Consider the following 15600-nt stretch of genomic DNA (forward strand, 5'->3'; position numbering starts at 1 on the left):
ATCCAAAAAGAAATAAATAATTTTTAACCCATAATTCCTGCATTTCTTAAAAACGCTTTACCCATATTGCCAATTACAAAAAATAGAGAGAGATTAATTAAAAGGACTATTAATAATGCCAACATTTTATAGTTTGGATTAGTTGAAATGCCATCAAATCCATTATTAAGAAATCTTTTAAAAAGTGATTTGTCAATTTTTAGTTTTTGTTGCTCAGAATCAAGTTTTACTTTTTCTTCTAAAGAATCTTGATTACTTGCTTTCTCTAGAAATTCTGTAAATGCCCTAACATTTTCTTCTTTTTTATTCCCCTCATTAAGATCTTTATTGTCTTCATTCAAATTGGGGGACGATTCGATTGAATTATTTTCCTCAGGATTAAGTTTTGAATCTTCCAAATTAATAGTAAATGCTAGGAGTATATTACACCATAAAAAAAACCCACTCGATCAATTGAAGAGAGGGTTAGCTAAGGTTAAAGTTCTTAATTATATAATAATTTATTTTAATTAAATTTGCGGTTGTAGCATAATGAAGTTTTAAATTAGATTATATTCAAGGTGATATTTTCGTACATATGTTAGATGCAAATACTAAAAAAGCATGTAAAGATGATCCCTCAATAAGAGATATTAAAATTAGAAATATAGAACATGCTATTGAACAAGCAGAATTGATGATAAAAGAATCAAAAATGAGCCAAGAAGAATTAATCTTTTTAAAAAGAAAAATATCGGACTCAAGACAAGATTTAGAGATACTTTATTTAATGAAAATTCAATGAATATAAATTTGTTAATCTTTAAAAGGATTGAATTTATACAAAGAAAATTAATTTGTATATTTGAAGACTTATAAAGTTTAAAGGGAATGTAATTATTTGTATAAAAGTTCTAGTTATGTCTAAAAATAATCTATATATACCTTTAAAGGTTGTTCCATACATCTTCATTTCAATTACTGCCATAGCAATAACAGCAGCTACATATGTAATTACTTAGTTCTATAAGCTATGTAAAGTTTTTAGATATTAAGTAAATTAAAATATTTGTAATAACTAATTGTATGAATAAATTTAAAATAGCAATTTTTACAATATCAATAATCATATTTTCCCTTATTGGGATTAAAAAATTAATTTATATAAGTCAAGTTAAAGATTTAAAAAATAAAGAAGAATCATTCTTAAATGAATCTATACGTGTTCTAAATGAATGCTTCGATCTAGAAAATAAAAATAAAAGAACTCTAAATAAATCAATTGAATTAATTGAGTATTGCTTAGGGGAATATGGATATAAAAACTGATTTCAAAACTTGCATGATGAATTTCTTTAATACTCCACTAATATGCAAATAAAAAAATTTCTCATCAATAATCTTGTTATGTTCCATAATTTTTTATTAATAATATTTTCCTAATTTAATTTTTTAATATGACTAAAGTTAAATGTTCTTATTTAGGAAATTTAAACTGTGAGGCTATTCATCTACAATCTGGAAGTCTTATTAGAACTGATGCACCTTTAGATCACTGCGGTAAAGGTGAAAGTTTTTCCCCAACTGATTTATTAGCGACCTCTCTAGGTACTTGCCTGCTAACCATTATGGCAATCAAAGCTAAATCGAAAGGATTTGATTTGAAAGATATATATTTGAATATTGAAAAAGTAATGACACAAAATAGCGAGAGGAAGATAAAAGAACTAATAATAGATATTTTTATCCCAGAGAGCACCTCTAATGAAACTATAAATTTTTTGAAAAAAGCTTCCAAAGAATGTCCAGTTACAAGAAATTTATCTCAAGAAATAGATATTAAAATTAGTTGGCATAATAAATAAATCTCAAACATAGTAATTACATAAAAAATAATGAAATACTTTATTGGAATAGTCATTCTTTTATTTGGAATATACATTATGACTGACTTGGCCTTAAAGACTAGGTATACAAGAAAAAGACTTTCAAAAGGAAAAAAATAAATCTTATAAATTTTAATATTGTAGATTAAGGAAATATATTTATTTTTGTACTGACAATTAAGGCATATTTTAGTTTTATTTTTTCACTATTTTTTGATCAATTAAACTAATCAAAGGGATCATGAAATTGACATTTATTCCAACAGTGAACCATGTATAAATAATAAGAAAAAATATTTTTATTAATAAATTAGGGGGTAAGGTGAGAAATATTTTGAAAAACCCTCCAATGAATAATACCAATATTCCAATTTGAAAAAGACCTTTGATTATCCATTTAAGTCCATTTTTTTTAATGTTTATATAAAACCAGAAAAAAACAAAACTAGATAACAATAAATATATAAAATTTATGATCATCTTTTTAGAGAAAATCTAATAAATTTGCCATTATCAAGGCATGATGACAATTATCACTTTTTTATCTGCTAATTTTTTTTTAAAATGGAAAAGTTATACAAAAAACAATAAAAATAAATTATTTTTTTTTACTTTTTATCTTCAAACATTTTCGATTTTAGTAAATCAACTCTTTTTTGATTCACTCCCAAATCACTTTCTCCAACTCTTGATTCTGATCTTATTGATAAGATGTTTGATTCAGGTAGAAAGGATACTTCTAAGTCGTCTACATACTTCATCCATTTACTGGTTGCCTCAGCATGAAGATAATCGCCATCGATTTCTACAATCTCAGTTCTTGGAGTGTTTTTGATAAATGTTTTAATCTCTTCAAAAGGTTTCTCAATATTGTTTACCTCCCATTCTTCTCTTACACAATGAGCAATCTCTACACAAGGTTTTAGTTCTATATGAGAGGCAAATGATGAAGAAGGGAATAAAAAGCTTGAACAAATTAAAATTGCTATAAAAAGTATTTGCATTAACAGATGAATTTAATGACTTATAATCTAACGAATTTAATTATTAATTTGTAATGAGGACCTAATTATTTTGGAAGAAAGCATATGTGTTTTTATATTCAGAATTTATTATGTATTTCTAATAATTCACAAAAAAAAAGATCCCTCGAAGAGAGATCTTTTAAAAATTAATTTATATCAAGTGTTTCCTTGTTTCCACTGAAATAAATTAATTCCTCCTACACACAACTTTAATATCACACCCAAATTCAAATTATGTAATGCTTTGTAGGCCTCTATCTTAACTGTCACATGGCAAAAATACAAAAAGTACTCAAACATGGAGGTCGAGTACTTTTAAAGTTATCAGAAAAAAGTGTGTGAGGAGTTTCTGATGTGTTTAATCTACTCCGTAGGTAATTTAAAAGGCTACAGTATAAATTACTAATTATTTAAATCTTTCAGAAAAATTGGGCATTTGTGAAAAGAATAATCAAAACAAAAACATAAAAAATTTATGAAAAGCATTTACAAAAAAATCATTTTTATTATTTTAGCAATTGCTCTTTTTTCAGTAATAGTGGGTGTTGTTAAATATTCGCTTACTTATATTGAAAATAATCCCGAAAAATACTTACCTACACAAAAGTAAGACAGAAATTAAGTATAAATTCACTTCAAAAAATCTACAAAATGTCTTAAATATGTTCTACACAGACAGCTTGAGTCATGAAAATCAAAAATACTTCAGTTCTTGATCAGAATAATATTCATTTAAGTCAATTCAAAAATAAGCATAAATATCAAATACTTGAGAATTATTGGAAGAAAAGAAAGAAAGAATGTGAAAAAAATCTTTCAAAATTTTGCTAACCGATAATTATGAATTTTATTTTTTCTTTTTTATTAGCATCTGTGATGTGGGTACAAGTTCCACAATGGGAAGCTGACTGGTCAAAATGTGCTGTAGATGTTCCCGATTCATCATGTCACTGGTACGTAGCTGCTCCGGATAATACTTTTGGGGAAGGATTTAATTGGGAAAACGCTCCTTGGTTTGATGCTAATGGATTACAGGATGTAGCAAAGATTGAGAAAGAATCTGTAGTAGAAAAACTTCAAAATAACTAAAGTTTCTATTTCATCAATTAACTTTTAAAAGTATTTAAATCTAGTTGCCTAGTGGTTAACTTTTGAATAATTAGAATAATTTTTATGCGTTTCAAAGTAAGTCTCAAAAAAAATGGAAAGGAATTTGATGAAGTTGTTATAGCAAATAACAAAAAAGAGGCTATGGAAGTAGCTTTAAAAAACAATCCAGAAGCTCAAGCATTGAACTCTGATTGGACATTTAAGATTTAATTATTTGCGAAGTTTAGGAATCAAAAGAGATGCAACACAAATAACACTAATTGCAGGACCAGGCGAAAGATTAAAAACTATAGAGAGAATAAAGCCCAGAAGTGAGATACATAATCCAAAAAATGAAGACCTCATCATTGCAATTCTTAAACTATGAGCTTTATTTAGCCCTAACAGAGTTGGGGTAGAAAGAAGAGCAATAACAAGAATTACTCCCACTGCTGACATTGAACTAACAATTACTAATGCTGTTGTAAAACTCAAAGCAAGATTTAATAAAGAAACGTTTATACCACTCGCGGATGCTCCTTCTGGATCCATTCCCACATAAACAACCTTTTCATATCCAAAAGTCATTAAAAGTATAAATACTAAAAAAGCAATTATTGTTCTAAGTAAATCTCCAAAATTTGCTGTCAATAAATCGCCAAATAATACTGCCTCCAAATCGATCCTTATTCCAAGTAAAGGTATTATAAGGACTCCAAACCCAAGCATTCCGGCTAATATTGTGTTCATTATTGCTTCATAGTTTTCACTCTTTTTATTAGTTAAACTTTCCGCAATTACAGAACCTAAAAGACCACTGATAACCCCACCAATTGAAGGATGAATTCCAAGCGCTAAGGCTAAAGCAAGTCCAGGCAAAACACAATGTGAGATTAAATTTACTTGAAGTAATCTCCTATGGGTTATTAATACAGTTCCCATAGCTGGACATAGAATTCCTGAAAAAATAGTTATTATTAAAGGAACAAGCCACCAACTGCTACTAATAAAAGACATTAATCTATTGATTCGGTATGATCAAAAATACGGGACAAAAAAAGATTTCGGAAACAATGGTAACTAAGCCTGACATTACCAAAAGACAAGAACAACTTCTTGAAGAACTTAATAAATGTGAAGATGAACTGAGCGGTCAAGAGTTGCATAGACAATTGATTGAAAGCGGAAAAGTTATGGGACTGACAACTGTATACAGGAATCTTCAAGTTCTTATAAAGCATGGTTTAATACGTTCTAGACATCTCCCAACAGGAGAGGTTCTTTACACTCCCGTAGATAGAGACATTCATCATTTGACATGTGTTCAATGTGGTGAGACCTCAAAAATGGAAGGGTGCCCTGTAAAAGATATTCATACACCCAAAACAAATCCAAAGAAATTTCAATTGTTGTTTCATACCCTGGAGTATTTCGGACTTTGCCAGAACTGCTATCAAGCACAAAGTTAAAACTAAATATTTTTTTAATCACAACAATTATTATCCTCAATAGAGCTGATATTTATATCCTCTAATTTATCTTTTATGGAATCAGGGCTTCCACAGGCCAATACAGCTTTATCCAAAACAATAACTTGATCATAACTATTTAACGAGGTACCCCAATCATGACTGCTCACCATTAAAGAAAGACCAGCATCAGCAAGTTGACGAACAATTTTTAGAAAATCCTCCTTTGCAGGTGGATCTAAGGCTGCACAAGGTTCATCAAGAAGGAAAATTTTTGCTGGAGACATTAATGTTTTGGCTAATAGAGCTCTTTGTTGTTGTCCACCAGATAAAGAATCAAGCCTTCTTTTAGCAATATTTGCAATGCCGACTCTTTGCAATGTGGCCTCCAATTCACAGCATTTATTTATCCATGCATTAGGGTTGGCAAGAAGAGCTTTTATTTGAAAAGGACTACTACTTTTTGATTTTGAGTATTTTATTTGTCCTAATGAAACTAGTTTTTCTACAGTTATTGGAAATTTCCAATTCATAGAGCTTCTTTGTGGCATGAGTGCCACCTGAGATCTTTGTCTAATTAACTTCTCCCCGTCAATTGTTATCTGGCCATTATCAGGAATACATTGTCCCTGCAATATTCTTAAAAGAGTAGATTTGCCAGCTCCGTTTGGTCCTACTAGAGCAGTTAATGTACCTGGTTCAACTTTTATGGAAACTTTACTTATAGCCGGGCTTACATTTTTTGCATACGAATAAGATAAATTTTCAGCTACTAGTAGTGACATTAATGCTTGAACTTACAACCCCATAATATTTTAATTATGGAAAATAATTTACTTTAAAAACATTTTATACCTAAACTTGCATATAAAAATGAAAATGATTATCATTTTAAAATAACATTCATTTTTTTATGTCAATTTTTAAGAGAATTTTTTCAAGCTATATATCTCATAAAAAAGTATCTATCCGAAATTCACTTATCGCTAGTGCGGCATTATTCTCAATAAATACAAACGGTGCCTTTGCTGAAAGTAAAAACTATGTAGCAGTTGAGCCTCTTACCTGCGATATCGTTAAATCTATAGCACTCCCTTCCGATGAAGTTATATGTCTAGTAGATAGAAAACAAGATGTTCATGATTTAAAAATTTCTCCAAAACAGGCAAGATTATTAAAAAAGGCAGATAAAGTTTTTACTTTAGGGACAGAAATGACACCCGCAATGAGGAATTGGGTGAAGAGAGATAGCACTGTTGTTTTAGGCGTAAGCGCAATTGATATTGACGATCATAGTGACCATGATAACCACGACGATCATGGACACTCAGAAAAGAAACAAGACGACCATGATGACCTCGACGATCATGGACACTCAGCAAAGAAACATGATGACCATGATGACCACGACCATCATGATCACGGAGGCGTGGATCCACATGTCTGGCATGATCCTCATAACATCATCAAGATGGGTGAAGTCGTATCAAAAAGTCTTAAAAAAAATGTGCCTGAAAGAAAACTACGCAAAGCTATCTCTAATAGATTCAAAACTTTTGACAAAACACTAGAAGATCTTGATAAATGGATTGTTAAACAAGTATCTACTATCCCTTCTTCAAATCGTGTAATTGTCTCAAAACACAAAGCTATGGATTACTATGGCAATGCATTTGGTTTTGAAACGATAAGCTTATTAGATTTCTTTGGTCATTCATCTAGCCTGAGGCCTCAGAACATATCAAAAGTTTTAAATGAGTTAAAGGAAGAAAATGTCAAAGTCATATTTAAGGAGCAAGAGCCTGCTTCAAAATTAGTCAATAATTTAAGCAAGCAAAGTTCTATCCCACTCTCTTCTAATCAAATTTTTGTCGATGGACTGATGATGGAAGGAAACACTATCAATGTGGCAGTTCATAACACGTGCACTATCGTCAATGAGCTTGGTGGCTCATGTGATGAGACAACAGGTTTTGATTTAGCAAGTAACTGGGGATCACTTAATCAATAAAATTTTATAGATAAAAATGGTTTTCATTTCGATTTTTTGATTATTATATTGATGGTTAGTATTACATTTTAAAAACAGAGAGAAATGAGTATTAAGGAAAAGGTTCCTGTAACCATACTTACTGGATTCTTAGGATCAGGGAAGACTACTTTGCTTAATAGAATATTGAGTGAAGAGCACGGGAAAAGAATAGCAGTAATTGAAAATGAATACGGTGAAGTGGGTATAGATCAAGGGCTCGTAATTAATGCCGATGAAGAAGTGTTTGAGATGTCAAACGGGTGCATTTGTTGTACTGTTCGCGGCGATTTAATAAGAGTCCTTGGCAACCTTATGAAAAGAAGAGATAAGTTTGACTATGTTTTAGTAGAAACGACAGGATTAGCAGATCCAGGCCCAGTTGCTCAGACATTTTTCATGGATGAAGAGATTAGTTCTGAATTCACTCTTGATGGAATTGTGACTTTAGTTGATGCTGCCCACATTGATCAACAGCTAGGCAGGAGTGATGAAAGTTCAGAACAAGTAGCATTTGCAGATGTTCTTGTCCTTAATAAAACTGATTTAGTCTCTGATGATGCACTCGATACTCTTGAATCGAGATTGAGAGATATGAACAGAATGACCCGAATTATTAGAGCCGAAAATGCCAAAGTACCAATTGAAACAGTCTTAAATCTAAGTGCATTTGATCTTGATCAGATCCTTAAACGCAGGCCAACATTCCTTGAACCAGAATATCCTTTTGAATGGACAGGTGTTTACGATCTTGATGCAGGTAAATATGAATTAATGCTAGAAGAAGGACCCGATCCAGAAATGTCCTTAGTAGCCCTCGCTAACCAAGGAGAGAGTGAAGAGGAACTTAAAGATGGTGCTGAATCCTCCGTGAGACTTTATGCAGAAAAAGCTAATAGTTTAGATCCTGGAAATACCATCCCATATGGAGAACATATAAATCTCAAATTGGAGGATAAAGGAAATAAATCCTTCATCCTGAACATAGAAAAACCAACAAAAATAGGTTTGTTTACACAGCACACTGCTGAAGAATTCAATATGAAAGTCATTAAAAGTGACGAAAATAAAGAGATTCCATTTAATACTGAAAGATTCTGGCAAGCAGAGCACGAACATGATGATGAAGTAGGCTCAATTGCTATAGAGCGTTTTGGAGATGTTGACCCAGAAAAACTAAATACTTGGATGGGAAGACTTCTATCAGAAAAAGGAGTGGATATATTCAGAACTAAAGGTTTCATAAGTTACTCAGGTAACCCAAGGAGAATAGTTTTCCAGGGAGTTCACATGTTATTTACTGCACAACCTGATAAAGAATGGGGTAACGAACCTCGTAGGAATCAACTTGTTTTTATCGGTAGAAATTTAAATGAGAAAGAGATGCAAGAAGGCTTTGATAAATGCCTGATATAGAACCATTTAGCCCAAGAGGCATGTTCCATGAAGGATGGACTGCTGAAGTTAGCGATTATGCCATAGCATGTGGTTGGGCTCTTAAAGGGAAACAATTTATTGTTGGCGACGTGGCAGGTGGTATTTTTGCATTTGAAGGAGATACTGGAAAAATTATTTGGAAAAAAGAAAATACACACTCCGGTGGTCTATTAGCAATGGCCATTCATCCAGAGGGTGAGATTTTTGCAACATCAGGTCAGGATGGAAATGTTCAAATTTGTAATTGCCACGAAGGTAAAGCAATTAAAACACTTAATCTTGGTAAGGGTTGGGTAGAACACCTCAAGTGGTCTAATGACGGTTTATTTCTAGCGATAGCTTCCTCAAAAAAAGTATATGTTTTTAATGAAATTGGAGAAGAGAAATGGATCTCAGAAGACCATCCAAGCACAGTAAGTGCAATAACATGGTCAAATAAAAATGAGCTCGCAACTGCATGCTACGGCAGAGTGACATTCTTTGACATTGTTAATAATAAAACGAATCAAAAACTGGAGTGGCAAGGATCATTGGTATCAATGGAATTAAGCCCTGATGGAGATATAGTCGCCTGTGGGAGTCAAGACAATTCAGTTCATTTTTGGAGAAGATCAACAGGAATGGATGCTGAAATGACTGGATACCCTGGAAAACCAAGTCACCTTTCTTTTGATGACAGCGGAAAATTATTAGCGACTAGCGGCAGTGAAAGAATTACAGTATGGAGCTTTATAGGCAATGGTCCAGAAGGGACTATGCCAGGAGAGCTATGTCACCATACAGAACCTATTTCGAGCTTAGCCTTTTCAAATAAAGGTATGCTAGTAGCCTCAGGATCTAGGGATGGTTCTGTTGTCGCAAGTTTCCTAAAAAATGACGGCAATGGAGACCCAGTTGGGGCAGCATTCGCCGGAGATTTGGTAGGGGCAATATCATGGAGACCTGATGATTGTGCACTTGCAGCAGTCAATGCAAAAGGTGTTGTAAATGTATGGAAATTTAAAGTTCGTACCAACCTTTTTTCAAAGGGATTTAAGTAAAAAGTAGAAATTTATTTATTACCAATAGTTAGCTTTTAAATGTCTTTCCATACAAATGACCTCACAGTCATTATCTATCCCTTTTGGGTGAATATCGCAATATGAGAGACATTGAAAATATTCGTCTATGGGATTTGATTTATCAGTTTTACTAACTTCTTTCGAATGATTCATAAAAGATTTCCTCAATTATTTAAAATTAAGATAGACGAATTAAATATCAAAAGAAATAAGCAAAACTTACTAAAAATATCTCAAAAAAATTAGCACGATTGATTACTACTCTCGGACATTTTTAATTAAAAAGCAATGCGTATAAAAACGGATTGTCTTTAGAGAAATATTTTCCTAATTTTATATTGTTGAGTTCTAGGAGGTCTTTCAAAATGATCGATAGCCTGCCTGAAATTTCGGAATAAACCGAACTAATTTAATTAACTGCTCCAATTATTTTTTATTAATGTCTAAGCTTCCTTCTTCTGCATCGTTTAGGTGCCCTTTAAGAAACAAGCTTAATTCTAGAGTTTTTGCCCCAGTTAAAGACAATTAGTTAATTTTGGTGAGCATTAGCTTAATAGAAGTTAGCAACAAGGATCCATGATTTAGGTGCGTTGTTAACTTCAGAAAAAAAATATAAGTAAGAGATAAAAGAGGGTTTAAATAAGCCCTCTTTTTTTAATAAGATGACTTTCTTCTAGTTTTATAGATAATAGTTAAAACAATAAAATTTAAAAATGGTTCAATATTATTGCCCATATTGCAATCCAAAATATCAATTTCAAAAACAATCCTCACAAGGTACTTTGATTTGTGGATTGTGTGGAGAGGATCTCGTAAAAAAACCATTTATTAGATTGAACCAGATAATTGCTTTAGTTGCTGCGTTATCATTACTTCTACCATTAATATATACTTTTATTTTTTTAATTAAAAATCAAATCAATCCTCCTAACAAAAATTATCAAGCAAATAGTACTTCTATGATAATTATCAAAGCAACAATTTCATAAAACATTTTAAAATCTAAGGGATCAACCTCTACATAGTGATTTATTTAAACAAGAATTTTTACTATCAATATTTATTTGGTCATCAATATTTTTTAATATGTTTTTATTATTTGTTACTTTAACTTTTTGCCCACAATGTTCTTTGCAACCACCATTAAATAAATTATGTGCATATAAATTGGAAATATTCGAAAGTAATAAAAGAAAAATTATTTTATAAATTTGATGAAAATAAGAGTTCATTTTTATTATGATTATCCCAGAATTAGTAAATAAATAATATCAGTTAATTCCAAGGAGTGTTTATAAGTCCCCAGATATCGAAGAAGAAAAATAAAACTGCAATAACAACAAGATCCCATGCTCTTTCCCTAAAAGCCCAAGGTGCAATAAAAACTTCTCCAAGTCCGTGAAGTGCTGCCCCTACTGGTAGATGATCAAGAACCAGCAAACTGTGAGAGAGGATAAAAAGAAAGCTTGCGAAATATCTAAAAAAAACAAATTGCCAATTGCTAGAACTCATGCCTTTTAGATTTTTAAGAAATATACTTCAATGATCAAAATAATGATATAGATAAAGTCAAGAGATATTATTTTTGGTATCCATAAATACGAATAAAGATATAAAGCTAAAGTAGAAGTTACTAAACGATAAAATATATGTTTTCAAGTTATCAACCTAAAAATAGTTTTGATGAATACTTTAAAGATAATGTTAACTCTGCTAGAGAAATATTGATTCCCCTTCTTTCATCTTTAGATAATATGGGACTTGAAGAATTAAACAGGAATCACTCTGCCGCAAAAAAATTATTACTAAGACATGGTGCAACTTTTAGATTGAACGATACTGGTTTAAAAGGTACTGAGAGAATATTACCTTTTGATCCACTTCCTAGAATAATCAGTAAAGATGATTGGGTAACGTTAGAAAAAGGCCTAAAACAAAGGCTTGAGGCAATTGATTTATTCCTAGATGATATTTATAATTCTCAAAAAATAATTAATGATGGAATAATTCCAAGAGAATTAATAGAAAGTTCAGAAGGTTGGAGACCACAGATGATAGGTTTCAAACCGCCACTAAATAAATGGTGTCAAATTTCAGGACTTGATTTAATAAGGGATAGAAAAGGAGATTGGCATGTTTTAGAGGATAATTTAAGGTGCCCTTCTGGGGTTGCTTATTTTTTAGAAAATAGATTAGTTATGAAAAATATTTTTCCTAATCTTTTCTCAGGAAGAATAGTAAAACCAATTGATGAGTATCCATCATATCTTTTAAAAACGCTTCAAGAGCTTGCTGTTTGGACCGACACTCCCAAGATAGTTCTACTAACTCCAGGAATTTTTAATAGTGCTTATTTTGAACATAGTTATTTAGCTCAAGAAATGGGCATCCAACTAGTTCAAGGACATGACTTGGTTTGCAATGATGATTACGTATATTTAAAAACTACCTCTGGATTAAAAAGAGTAGATGTCATTTATAGACGAATTGATGATGATTTCTTAGATCCTATTAATTTCAGAAAAGATTCCTGCCTTGGTGTTAGCGGATTACTTGATGTTTTTAAAGCAGGTCATGTTGCTTTAGCAAATGCACCTGGTACTGGAATAGCAGATGACAAAATGATTTATTCTTTTGTTCCAAAAATGATTAAATATTATCTTGATGAAGAAATAATTATTAAAAATGTAGAAACGTATATTTGTCATTATGAAAAGGATAGAGAATATGTTCTAGAAAATTTGTCAAAACTTGTTGTTAAGTCTGTCGCAGAAGCTGGGGGTTATGGAATGTTAATTGGCCCTCACTCAACAACAAGTGAGATTGAAGAATTCGCTAATAAAATTAAAAATAATCCTAGAAATTTCATAGCACAACCAACATTAGAATTATCTACTGTGCCTTCATTATGTGATGGAGAACTATATCCATGTCATGTTGATTTAAGGCCTTATATCTTAAGAGGAAAAGATTCATGGGTTAGCCCAGGCGGGCTTACGAGAGTAGCATTAAAAAAAGGTTCATTAGTAGTTAATTCTTCTCAAGGAGGAGGATGCAAAGATACATGGGTTGTAGGTAAATAAAATGCTTTTAAGTCGTGTGGCAGAATCTCTTTATTGGATCAATCGTTATTTAGAACGTGCGGAAAACATATCTCGTTTCGTGGAAGTAAGCGAAGCAATGTCATTAGATTGTCCACCAGGAAGTGCAGAACCTTGGCTACCGTTAATCGATGCTTCTAGTGACAGAGAATCTTTTGATAAAAGATTCCCAGAGAAAAAACCTGATGACGTTATTAATTTTTTAATAAGAGATCGTTTAAATCCAAATAGCATAATTTCATGCATTCAAATGGCGAGAGAAAATGCAAGACAAATCAGAGATGTCATGACCACAGAAATGTGGGAACAGATTAATATTTTATATTGGAATATGCAAGAAGGAGAGTCAATATGGAATAAACCAAGACAAGAACAATTAAGTGAAATAAGGAGAGAATGTCAGCTTTTTTATGGAATAACAGATGCGACTCTAAGCAAAGATCTTGCCTGGAGATTTAGCATTCTTGGAAGATTAATCGAAAGAGCTGACAAAACATCAAGAATTTTAGATGTTAAATATTATTTACTCCTGCCAAGCTTGGATGAACTTGGAGGAGTTCTTGATGAGCTGCAATGGATTGCACTTTTACGTTCAGCTGGAGCTTATCAAATGTTTAGGAAAGCAGTGCAAAATTCTATAAAGCCTAATTCAGTTGCGAGATTTCTTTTACTTGATCCAATTTTCCCTAGATCAGTGAGATACTGTCTTGATGGGATAAGCAATACGCTTAAAACAATAGATACCTCTCCATCTACTGAAAATCCTTCAGAATTAGAATGCATGAGAGGTTTGCTAAAAGCAAAGTGGAGTTATATCAGAATTGAAGATATAATAAATGATGGTCTACATGAGGCAATCGATTCATTGCAAATGGATTTAAATAAATTAAATGATCTCATTCAAGAAAAGTATTTTATTAATTAATAAATTTATTAATGAGAATTAAATACATTCACAAACTTGAATATAAATACGAAGAACCTGTTCAATTAGGCGAGCATAGATTATGTATAAAGCCAAGGTCAAATGGATTCCAAAAGGTAAAGAATTTTGAATTAAAAATAACCCCAAAACCAGAAATTATTTATCCATTACTTGCTGCCAGCGGAGAAGAGATTAATAGAATCAGATTCAATGGATTAACAGATAATTTAATTATTGAATCAATCAGCGAAGTTGAAACTATTAAACATCCAAACATTATTGATGGAGTTAAAAATAGAGATTTAACATTACCTTTTTGTAGAAGCATTATTAACAGAGATTTGCAGGGAGCATTAGAGGGATGGATGCCTAATGGACAACACGACCCCTCTGCTGTAGAACTTGCCCAAGAAGCTTTAGCAGGGAGCATTAATAACGCATTATCATTTACTTACCAGTTAATAGAGATAATTCAGGATCGGGTTAAATATACCAAAAGACATACAGGCCCAGCGTGGCCGGCTAGCAGAACACTTAGAGAACGTATAGGATCATGCCGAGATTTAGCAATGCTAATGGTTGAAGCTTGTAGGTCTATTGGTATCCCTAGCAGGTTTGTGAGTGGTTATCATTTTGAAGACCCTTTGCCCTCTGAGTTAGATTTACATGCTTGGGCCGAGTTATATATTCCAGGTGCTGGTTGGAGAGGTTTTGATCCAAGTGGAAAAGGATTGATAGACGAAAGATATTTAACATTAGTATCATCTTCCAAATCTAATTTAACATCCGTAATTACAGGCAACTTTATAGGAAAAAATAATTTAGAAAATACCTTATCCTGGGAAATTAAACCTATTGAAATCAAATAAACCTCCAAATATATATTAAATATTCCTCATATTTAAAAACAAAAATAATTAAAAGAAAAATGTTTCCTTTTTAGTGTTAATTGATACGTTATTGGATATATATATCTGTTTTCATTTGTTTAATCTTTAAAGAAAAATTGAAATCTAGCTTAGAAATTCCAATTATCAAACCAAACAAATCAAAAATGTTTGAGTTGATAAGTTATGAAAAATTTCGTGATACAAAAGATGTAAGATTTTTTGATATTAGTATTAATGAATCAAATTACAGAGATCTTGTTATACACAGCGGTCCTGCAGTCAGTCCGCCAAATGATGACGAATTTAATAATTGGCAATTTTATATACATCATAATCAAGAAGATAATCTACTAGCCATATCTGGCGGAAGAACATTCTTTCTCGTTAATTTTGGATGGGATTATCCTTTTTACAAAGTTAGATTAGAATCTTGTGGATATATATTAAGAATACCAAGAGGAACTTTTCATAGATCAGTATCTGACGAAAACGGTTCTATTGTTTTAAATCAAGCAATTAGAGATAAAGGCGGTACAGTTGAATCAGAATTCAAAGTCACCAATAGCAAAAATAATAAAAAACTTCATGATTGTATAACCAATTTAGAACCTAAATTCAAAATTTATAGTGTTAAATAATCTTAAAAAGCGGTTCCAAATTCATACATCAATTTAAATAATTATCTAATTGTTATAAAATAAAAATATTC

21 protein-coding genes are annotated in these 15600 nt (G+C 31.6%); 14 read left to right on the forward strand and 7 right to left on the reverse strand.

What is annotated here, in order from left to right; translation table 11 throughout:
* Nucleotides 1-23: 23 nt before the first annotated feature.
* On the reverse strand, nt 24-398 hold the full coding sequence (locus HA151_RS05510) for a hypothetical protein (protein ID WP_209106478.1): 375 nt from the start codon (nt 396-398) through the stop codon (nt 24-26).
* Nucleotides 399-577: 179 nt separating this feature from the next.
* Here HA151_RS05510 and HA151_RS05515 point away from each other — a divergent pair, with 179 nt between their 5' ends.
* The 3 genes from HA151_RS05515 to HA151_RS05525 all read left to right on the forward strand — a co-directional run bounded on the left by HA151_RS05515 (nt 578) and on the right by HA151_RS05525 (nt 1844).
* Nucleotides 578-784, forward strand: coding sequence for a hypothetical protein (locus HA151_RS05515; protein WP_025888502.1), 207 nt, complete (start codon nt 578-580; stop codon nt 782-784).
* A gap of 281 nt (nt 785-1065) precedes the next feature.
* Nucleotides 1066-1308 (forward strand): hypothetical protein, encoded by a 243-nt coding sequence (locus HA151_RS05520; RefSeq protein WP_209106479.1) that lies wholly within the window; start codon nt 1066-1068, stop codon nt 1306-1308.
* Nucleotides 1309-1436: 128 nt separating this feature from the next.
* Complete coding sequence (locus HA151_RS05525; protein ID WP_209106480.1) at nt 1437-1844, forward strand: OsmC family protein; 408 nt, start codon at nt 1437-1439, stop codon at nt 1842-1844.
* A gap of 629 nt (nt 1845-2473) precedes the next feature.
* Here the strand turns inward: HA151_RS05525 and HA151_RS05530 are convergent.
* Entirely contained in the window at nt 2474-2869 is a 396-nt protein-coding gene (locus HA151_RS05530) for a DUF1499 domain-containing protein (protein WP_209106481.1), read from the reverse strand.
* A gap of 861 nt (nt 2870-3730) precedes the next feature.
* Between HA151_RS05530 and HA151_RS05535 the strand changes: the two genes are divergently transcribed.
* Together HA151_RS05535 and HA151_RS05540 are read left to right on the forward strand one after the other, a co-directional pair.
* Nucleotides 3731-3979 (forward strand): hypothetical protein, encoded by a 249-nt coding sequence (locus HA151_RS05535; RefSeq protein WP_011376589.1) that lies wholly within the window; start codon nt 3731-3733, stop codon nt 3977-3979.
* Nucleotides 3980-4063: 84 nt separating this feature from the next.
* Nucleotides 4064-4210, forward strand: coding sequence for a hypothetical protein (locus HA151_RS05540; protein WP_011863089.1), 147 nt, complete (start codon nt 4064-4066; stop codon nt 4208-4210).
* Here the strand turns inward: HA151_RS05540 and HA151_RS05545 are convergent, their stop codons facing one another.
* Nucleotides 4211-4996 carry a metal ABC transporter permease gene (locus tag HA151_RS05545; RefSeq protein WP_209106482.1) on the reverse strand — a complete coding sequence of 262 codons (786 nt, stop codon included), beginning with the start codon at nt 4994-4996 and terminating at the stop codon, nt 4211-4213. It abuts the gene before it with no gap.
* Nucleotides 4997-5013: 17 nt separating this feature from the next.
* Here HA151_RS05545 and HA151_RS05550 point away from each other — a divergent pair, with 17 nt between their 5' ends.
* A complete protein-coding gene (locus tag HA151_RS05550) occupies nt 5014-5448 on the forward strand; it encodes a Fur family transcriptional regulator (protein WP_209106483.1) in 435 nt (144 codons plus the stop codon).
* A 14-nt stretch (nt 5449-5462) separates the two neighbouring features.
* On the opposite strand, the gene HA151_RS05555 is transcribed toward HA151_RS05550, so the two are convergent.
* A complete protein-coding gene (locus tag HA151_RS05555; protein ID WP_209106484.1) occupies nt 5463-6233 on the reverse strand; it encodes an ABC transporter ATP-binding protein in 771 nt (256 codons plus the stop codon).
* A gap of 128 nt (nt 6234-6361) precedes the next feature.
* Here HA151_RS05555 and HA151_RS05560 point away from each other — a divergent pair, with 128 nt between their 5' ends.
* From HA151_RS05560 to HA151_RS05570, 3 genes are all read left to right on the forward strand, one after another.
* The gene (locus HA151_RS05560) at nt 6362-7459 is read left to right on the forward strand and encodes a metal ABC transporter substrate-binding protein (protein WP_209106485.1); all 1098 of its coding nucleotides are present in this window, start codon (nt 6362-6364) and stop codon (nt 7457-7459) included.
* 84 nt (nt 7460-7543) lie between these two features.
* A complete protein-coding gene (locus HA151_RS05565; protein ID WP_075440281.1) occupies nt 7544-8893 on the forward strand; it encodes a CobW family GTP-binding protein in 1350 nt (449 codons plus the stop codon).
* Nucleotides 8881-9954, forward strand: a complete 1074-nt coding sequence (locus HA151_RS05570; protein ID WP_209106486.1) for a WD40 repeat domain-containing protein — start codon at nt 8881-8883, stop codon at nt 9952-9954. Before HA151_RS05565 ends, HA151_RS05570 begins: the two co-directional genes overlap by 13 nt.
* Before the next feature lie 18 nt (nt 9955-9972).
* Here the strand turns inward: HA151_RS05570 and HA151_RS05575 are convergent, their stop codons facing one another.
* Nucleotides 9973-10128, reverse strand: coding sequence for a hypothetical protein (locus HA151_RS05575; RefSeq protein WP_011863096.1), 156 nt, complete (start codon nt 10126-10128; stop codon nt 9973-9975).
* Nucleotides 10129-10688: 560 nt separating this feature from the next.
* Between HA151_RS05575 and HA151_RS05580 the strand changes: the two genes are divergently transcribed.
* A complete protein-coding gene (locus HA151_RS05580) occupies nt 10689-10964 on the forward strand; it encodes a DNA gyrase (RefSeq protein WP_209106487.1) in 276 nt (91 codons plus the stop codon).
* Between the two features lie 21 nt (nt 10965-10985).
* On the opposite strand, the gene HA151_RS05585 is transcribed toward HA151_RS05580, so the two are convergent.
* Together HA151_RS05585 and HA151_RS05590 are read right to left on the reverse strand one after the other, a co-directional pair.
* Nucleotides 10986-11207, reverse strand: a complete 222-nt coding sequence (locus HA151_RS05585; RefSeq protein WP_209106488.1) for a hypothetical protein — start codon at nt 11205-11207, stop codon at nt 10986-10988.
* A gap of 43 nt (nt 11208-11250) precedes the next feature.
* On the reverse strand, nt 11251-11487 hold the full coding sequence (locus HA151_RS05590; protein ID WP_011818573.1) for a hypothetical protein: 237 nt from the start codon (nt 11485-11487) through the stop codon (nt 11251-11253).
* Nucleotides 11488-11624: 137 nt separating this feature from the next.
* Here HA151_RS05590 and HA151_RS05595 point away from each other — a divergent pair, with 137 nt between their 5' ends.
* From HA151_RS05595 to HA151_RS05610, 4 genes are all read left to right on the forward strand, one after another.
* On the forward strand, nt 11625-13058 hold the full coding sequence (locus tag HA151_RS05595) for a circularly permuted type 2 ATP-grasp protein (protein WP_209106489.1): 1434 nt from the start codon (nt 11625-11627) through the stop codon (nt 13056-13058).
* A 1-nt stretch (nt 13059) separates the two neighbouring features.
* Nucleotides 13060-14001: an alpha-E domain-containing protein gene (locus tag HA151_RS05600; protein WP_209106490.1), complete on the forward strand. Its 942-nt coding sequence runs from the start codon at nt 13060-13062 to the stop codon at nt 13999-14001.
* 11 nt (nt 14002-14012) lie between these two features.
* Nucleotides 14013-14870 carry a transglutaminase family protein gene (locus HA151_RS05605; RefSeq protein WP_209106491.1) on the forward strand — a complete coding sequence of 286 codons (858 nt, stop codon included), beginning with the start codon at nt 14013-14015 and terminating at the stop codon, nt 14868-14870.
* Between the two features lie 185 nt (nt 14871-15055).
* Nucleotides 15056-15529, forward strand: a complete 474-nt coding sequence (locus HA151_RS05610) for an HNH endonuclease (protein WP_209106585.1) — start codon at nt 15056-15058, stop codon at nt 15527-15529.
* Nucleotides 15530-15600: the final 71 nt, after the last annotated feature.

Origin of the sequence: Prochlorococcus marinus XMU1419 (assembly GCF_017695955.1) — a bacterium.
Classification (GTDB): domain Bacteria; phylum Cyanobacteriota; class Cyanobacteriia; order PCC-6307; family Cyanobiaceae; genus Prochlorococcus_A; species Prochlorococcus_A marinus_AD.

Coding starts and splice junctions, on each gene's coding strand:
- HA151_RS05515 (WP_025888502.1), top strand. CDS start 578: ATGTTAGATGCAAATACTAAAAAAGCATGTAAAGATGATCCCTCAATA.
- HA151_RS05520 (WP_209106479.1), top strand. CDS start 1,066: ATGAATAAATTTAAAATAGCAATTTTTACAATATCAATAATCATATTT.
- HA151_RS05525 (WP_209106480.1), top strand. CDS start 1,437: ATGACTAAAGTTAAATGTTCTTATTTAGGAAATTTAAACTGTGAGGCT.
- HA151_RS05530 (WP_209106481.1), bottom strand. CDS start 2,869: ATGCAAATACTTTTTATAGCAATTTTAATTTGTTCAAGCTTTTTATTC.
- HA151_RS05535 (WP_011376589.1), top strand. CDS start 3,731: ATGAATTTTATTTTTTCTTTTTTATTAGCATCTGTGATGTGGGTACAA.
- HA151_RS05540 (WP_011863089.1), top strand. CDS start 4,064: ATGCGTTTCAAAGTAAGTCTCAAAAAAAATGGAAAGGAATTTGATGAA.
- HA151_RS05545 (WP_209106482.1), bottom strand. CDS start 4,996: ATGTCTTTTATTAGTAGCAGTTGGTGGCTTGTTCCTTTAATAATAACT.
- HA151_RS05550 (WP_209106483.1), top strand. CDS start 5,014: ATGATCAAAAATACGGGACAAAAAAAGATTTCGGAAACAATGGTAACT.
- HA151_RS05555 (WP_209106484.1), bottom strand. CDS start 6,233: ATGTCACTACTAGTAGCTGAAAATTTATCTTATTCGTATGCAAAAAAT.
- HA151_RS05560 (WP_209106485.1), top strand. CDS start 6,362: ATGTCAATTTTTAAGAGAATTTTTTCAAGCTATATATCTCATAAAAAA.
- HA151_RS05565 (WP_075440281.1), top strand. CDS start 7,544: ATGAGTATTAAGGAAAAGGTTCCTGTAACCATACTTACTGGATTCTTA.
- HA151_RS05570 (WP_209106486.1), top strand. CDS start 8,881: ATGCCTGATATAGAACCATTTAGCCCAAGAGGCATGTTCCATGAAGGA.
- HA151_RS05575 (WP_011863096.1), bottom strand. CDS start 10,128: ATGAATCATTCGAAAGAAGTTAGTAAAACTGATAAATCAAATCCCATA.
- HA151_RS05580 (WP_209106487.1), top strand. CDS start 10,689: ATGGTTCAATATTATTGCCCATATTGCAATCCAAAATATCAATTTCAA.
- HA151_RS05585 (WP_209106488.1), bottom strand. CDS start 11,207: ATGAACTCTTATTTTCATCAAATTTATAAAATAATTTTTCTTTTATTA.
- HA151_RS05590 (WP_011818573.1), bottom strand. CDS start 11,487: ATGAGTTCTAGCAATTGGCAATTTGTTTTTTTTAGATATTTCGCAAGC.
- HA151_RS05595 (WP_209106489.1), top strand. CDS start 11,625: ATGTTTTCAAGTTATCAACCTAAAAATAGTTTTGATGAATACTTTAAA.
- HA151_RS05600 (WP_209106490.1), top strand. CDS start 13,060: ATGCTTTTAAGTCGTGTGGCAGAATCTCTTTATTGGATCAATCGTTAT.
- HA151_RS05605 (WP_209106491.1), top strand. CDS start 14,013: ATGAGAATTAAATACATTCACAAACTTGAATATAAATACGAAGAACCT.
- HA151_RS05610 (WP_209106585.1), top strand. CDS start 15,056: ATGTTTGAGTTGATAAGTTATGAAAAATTTCGTGATACAAAAGATGTA.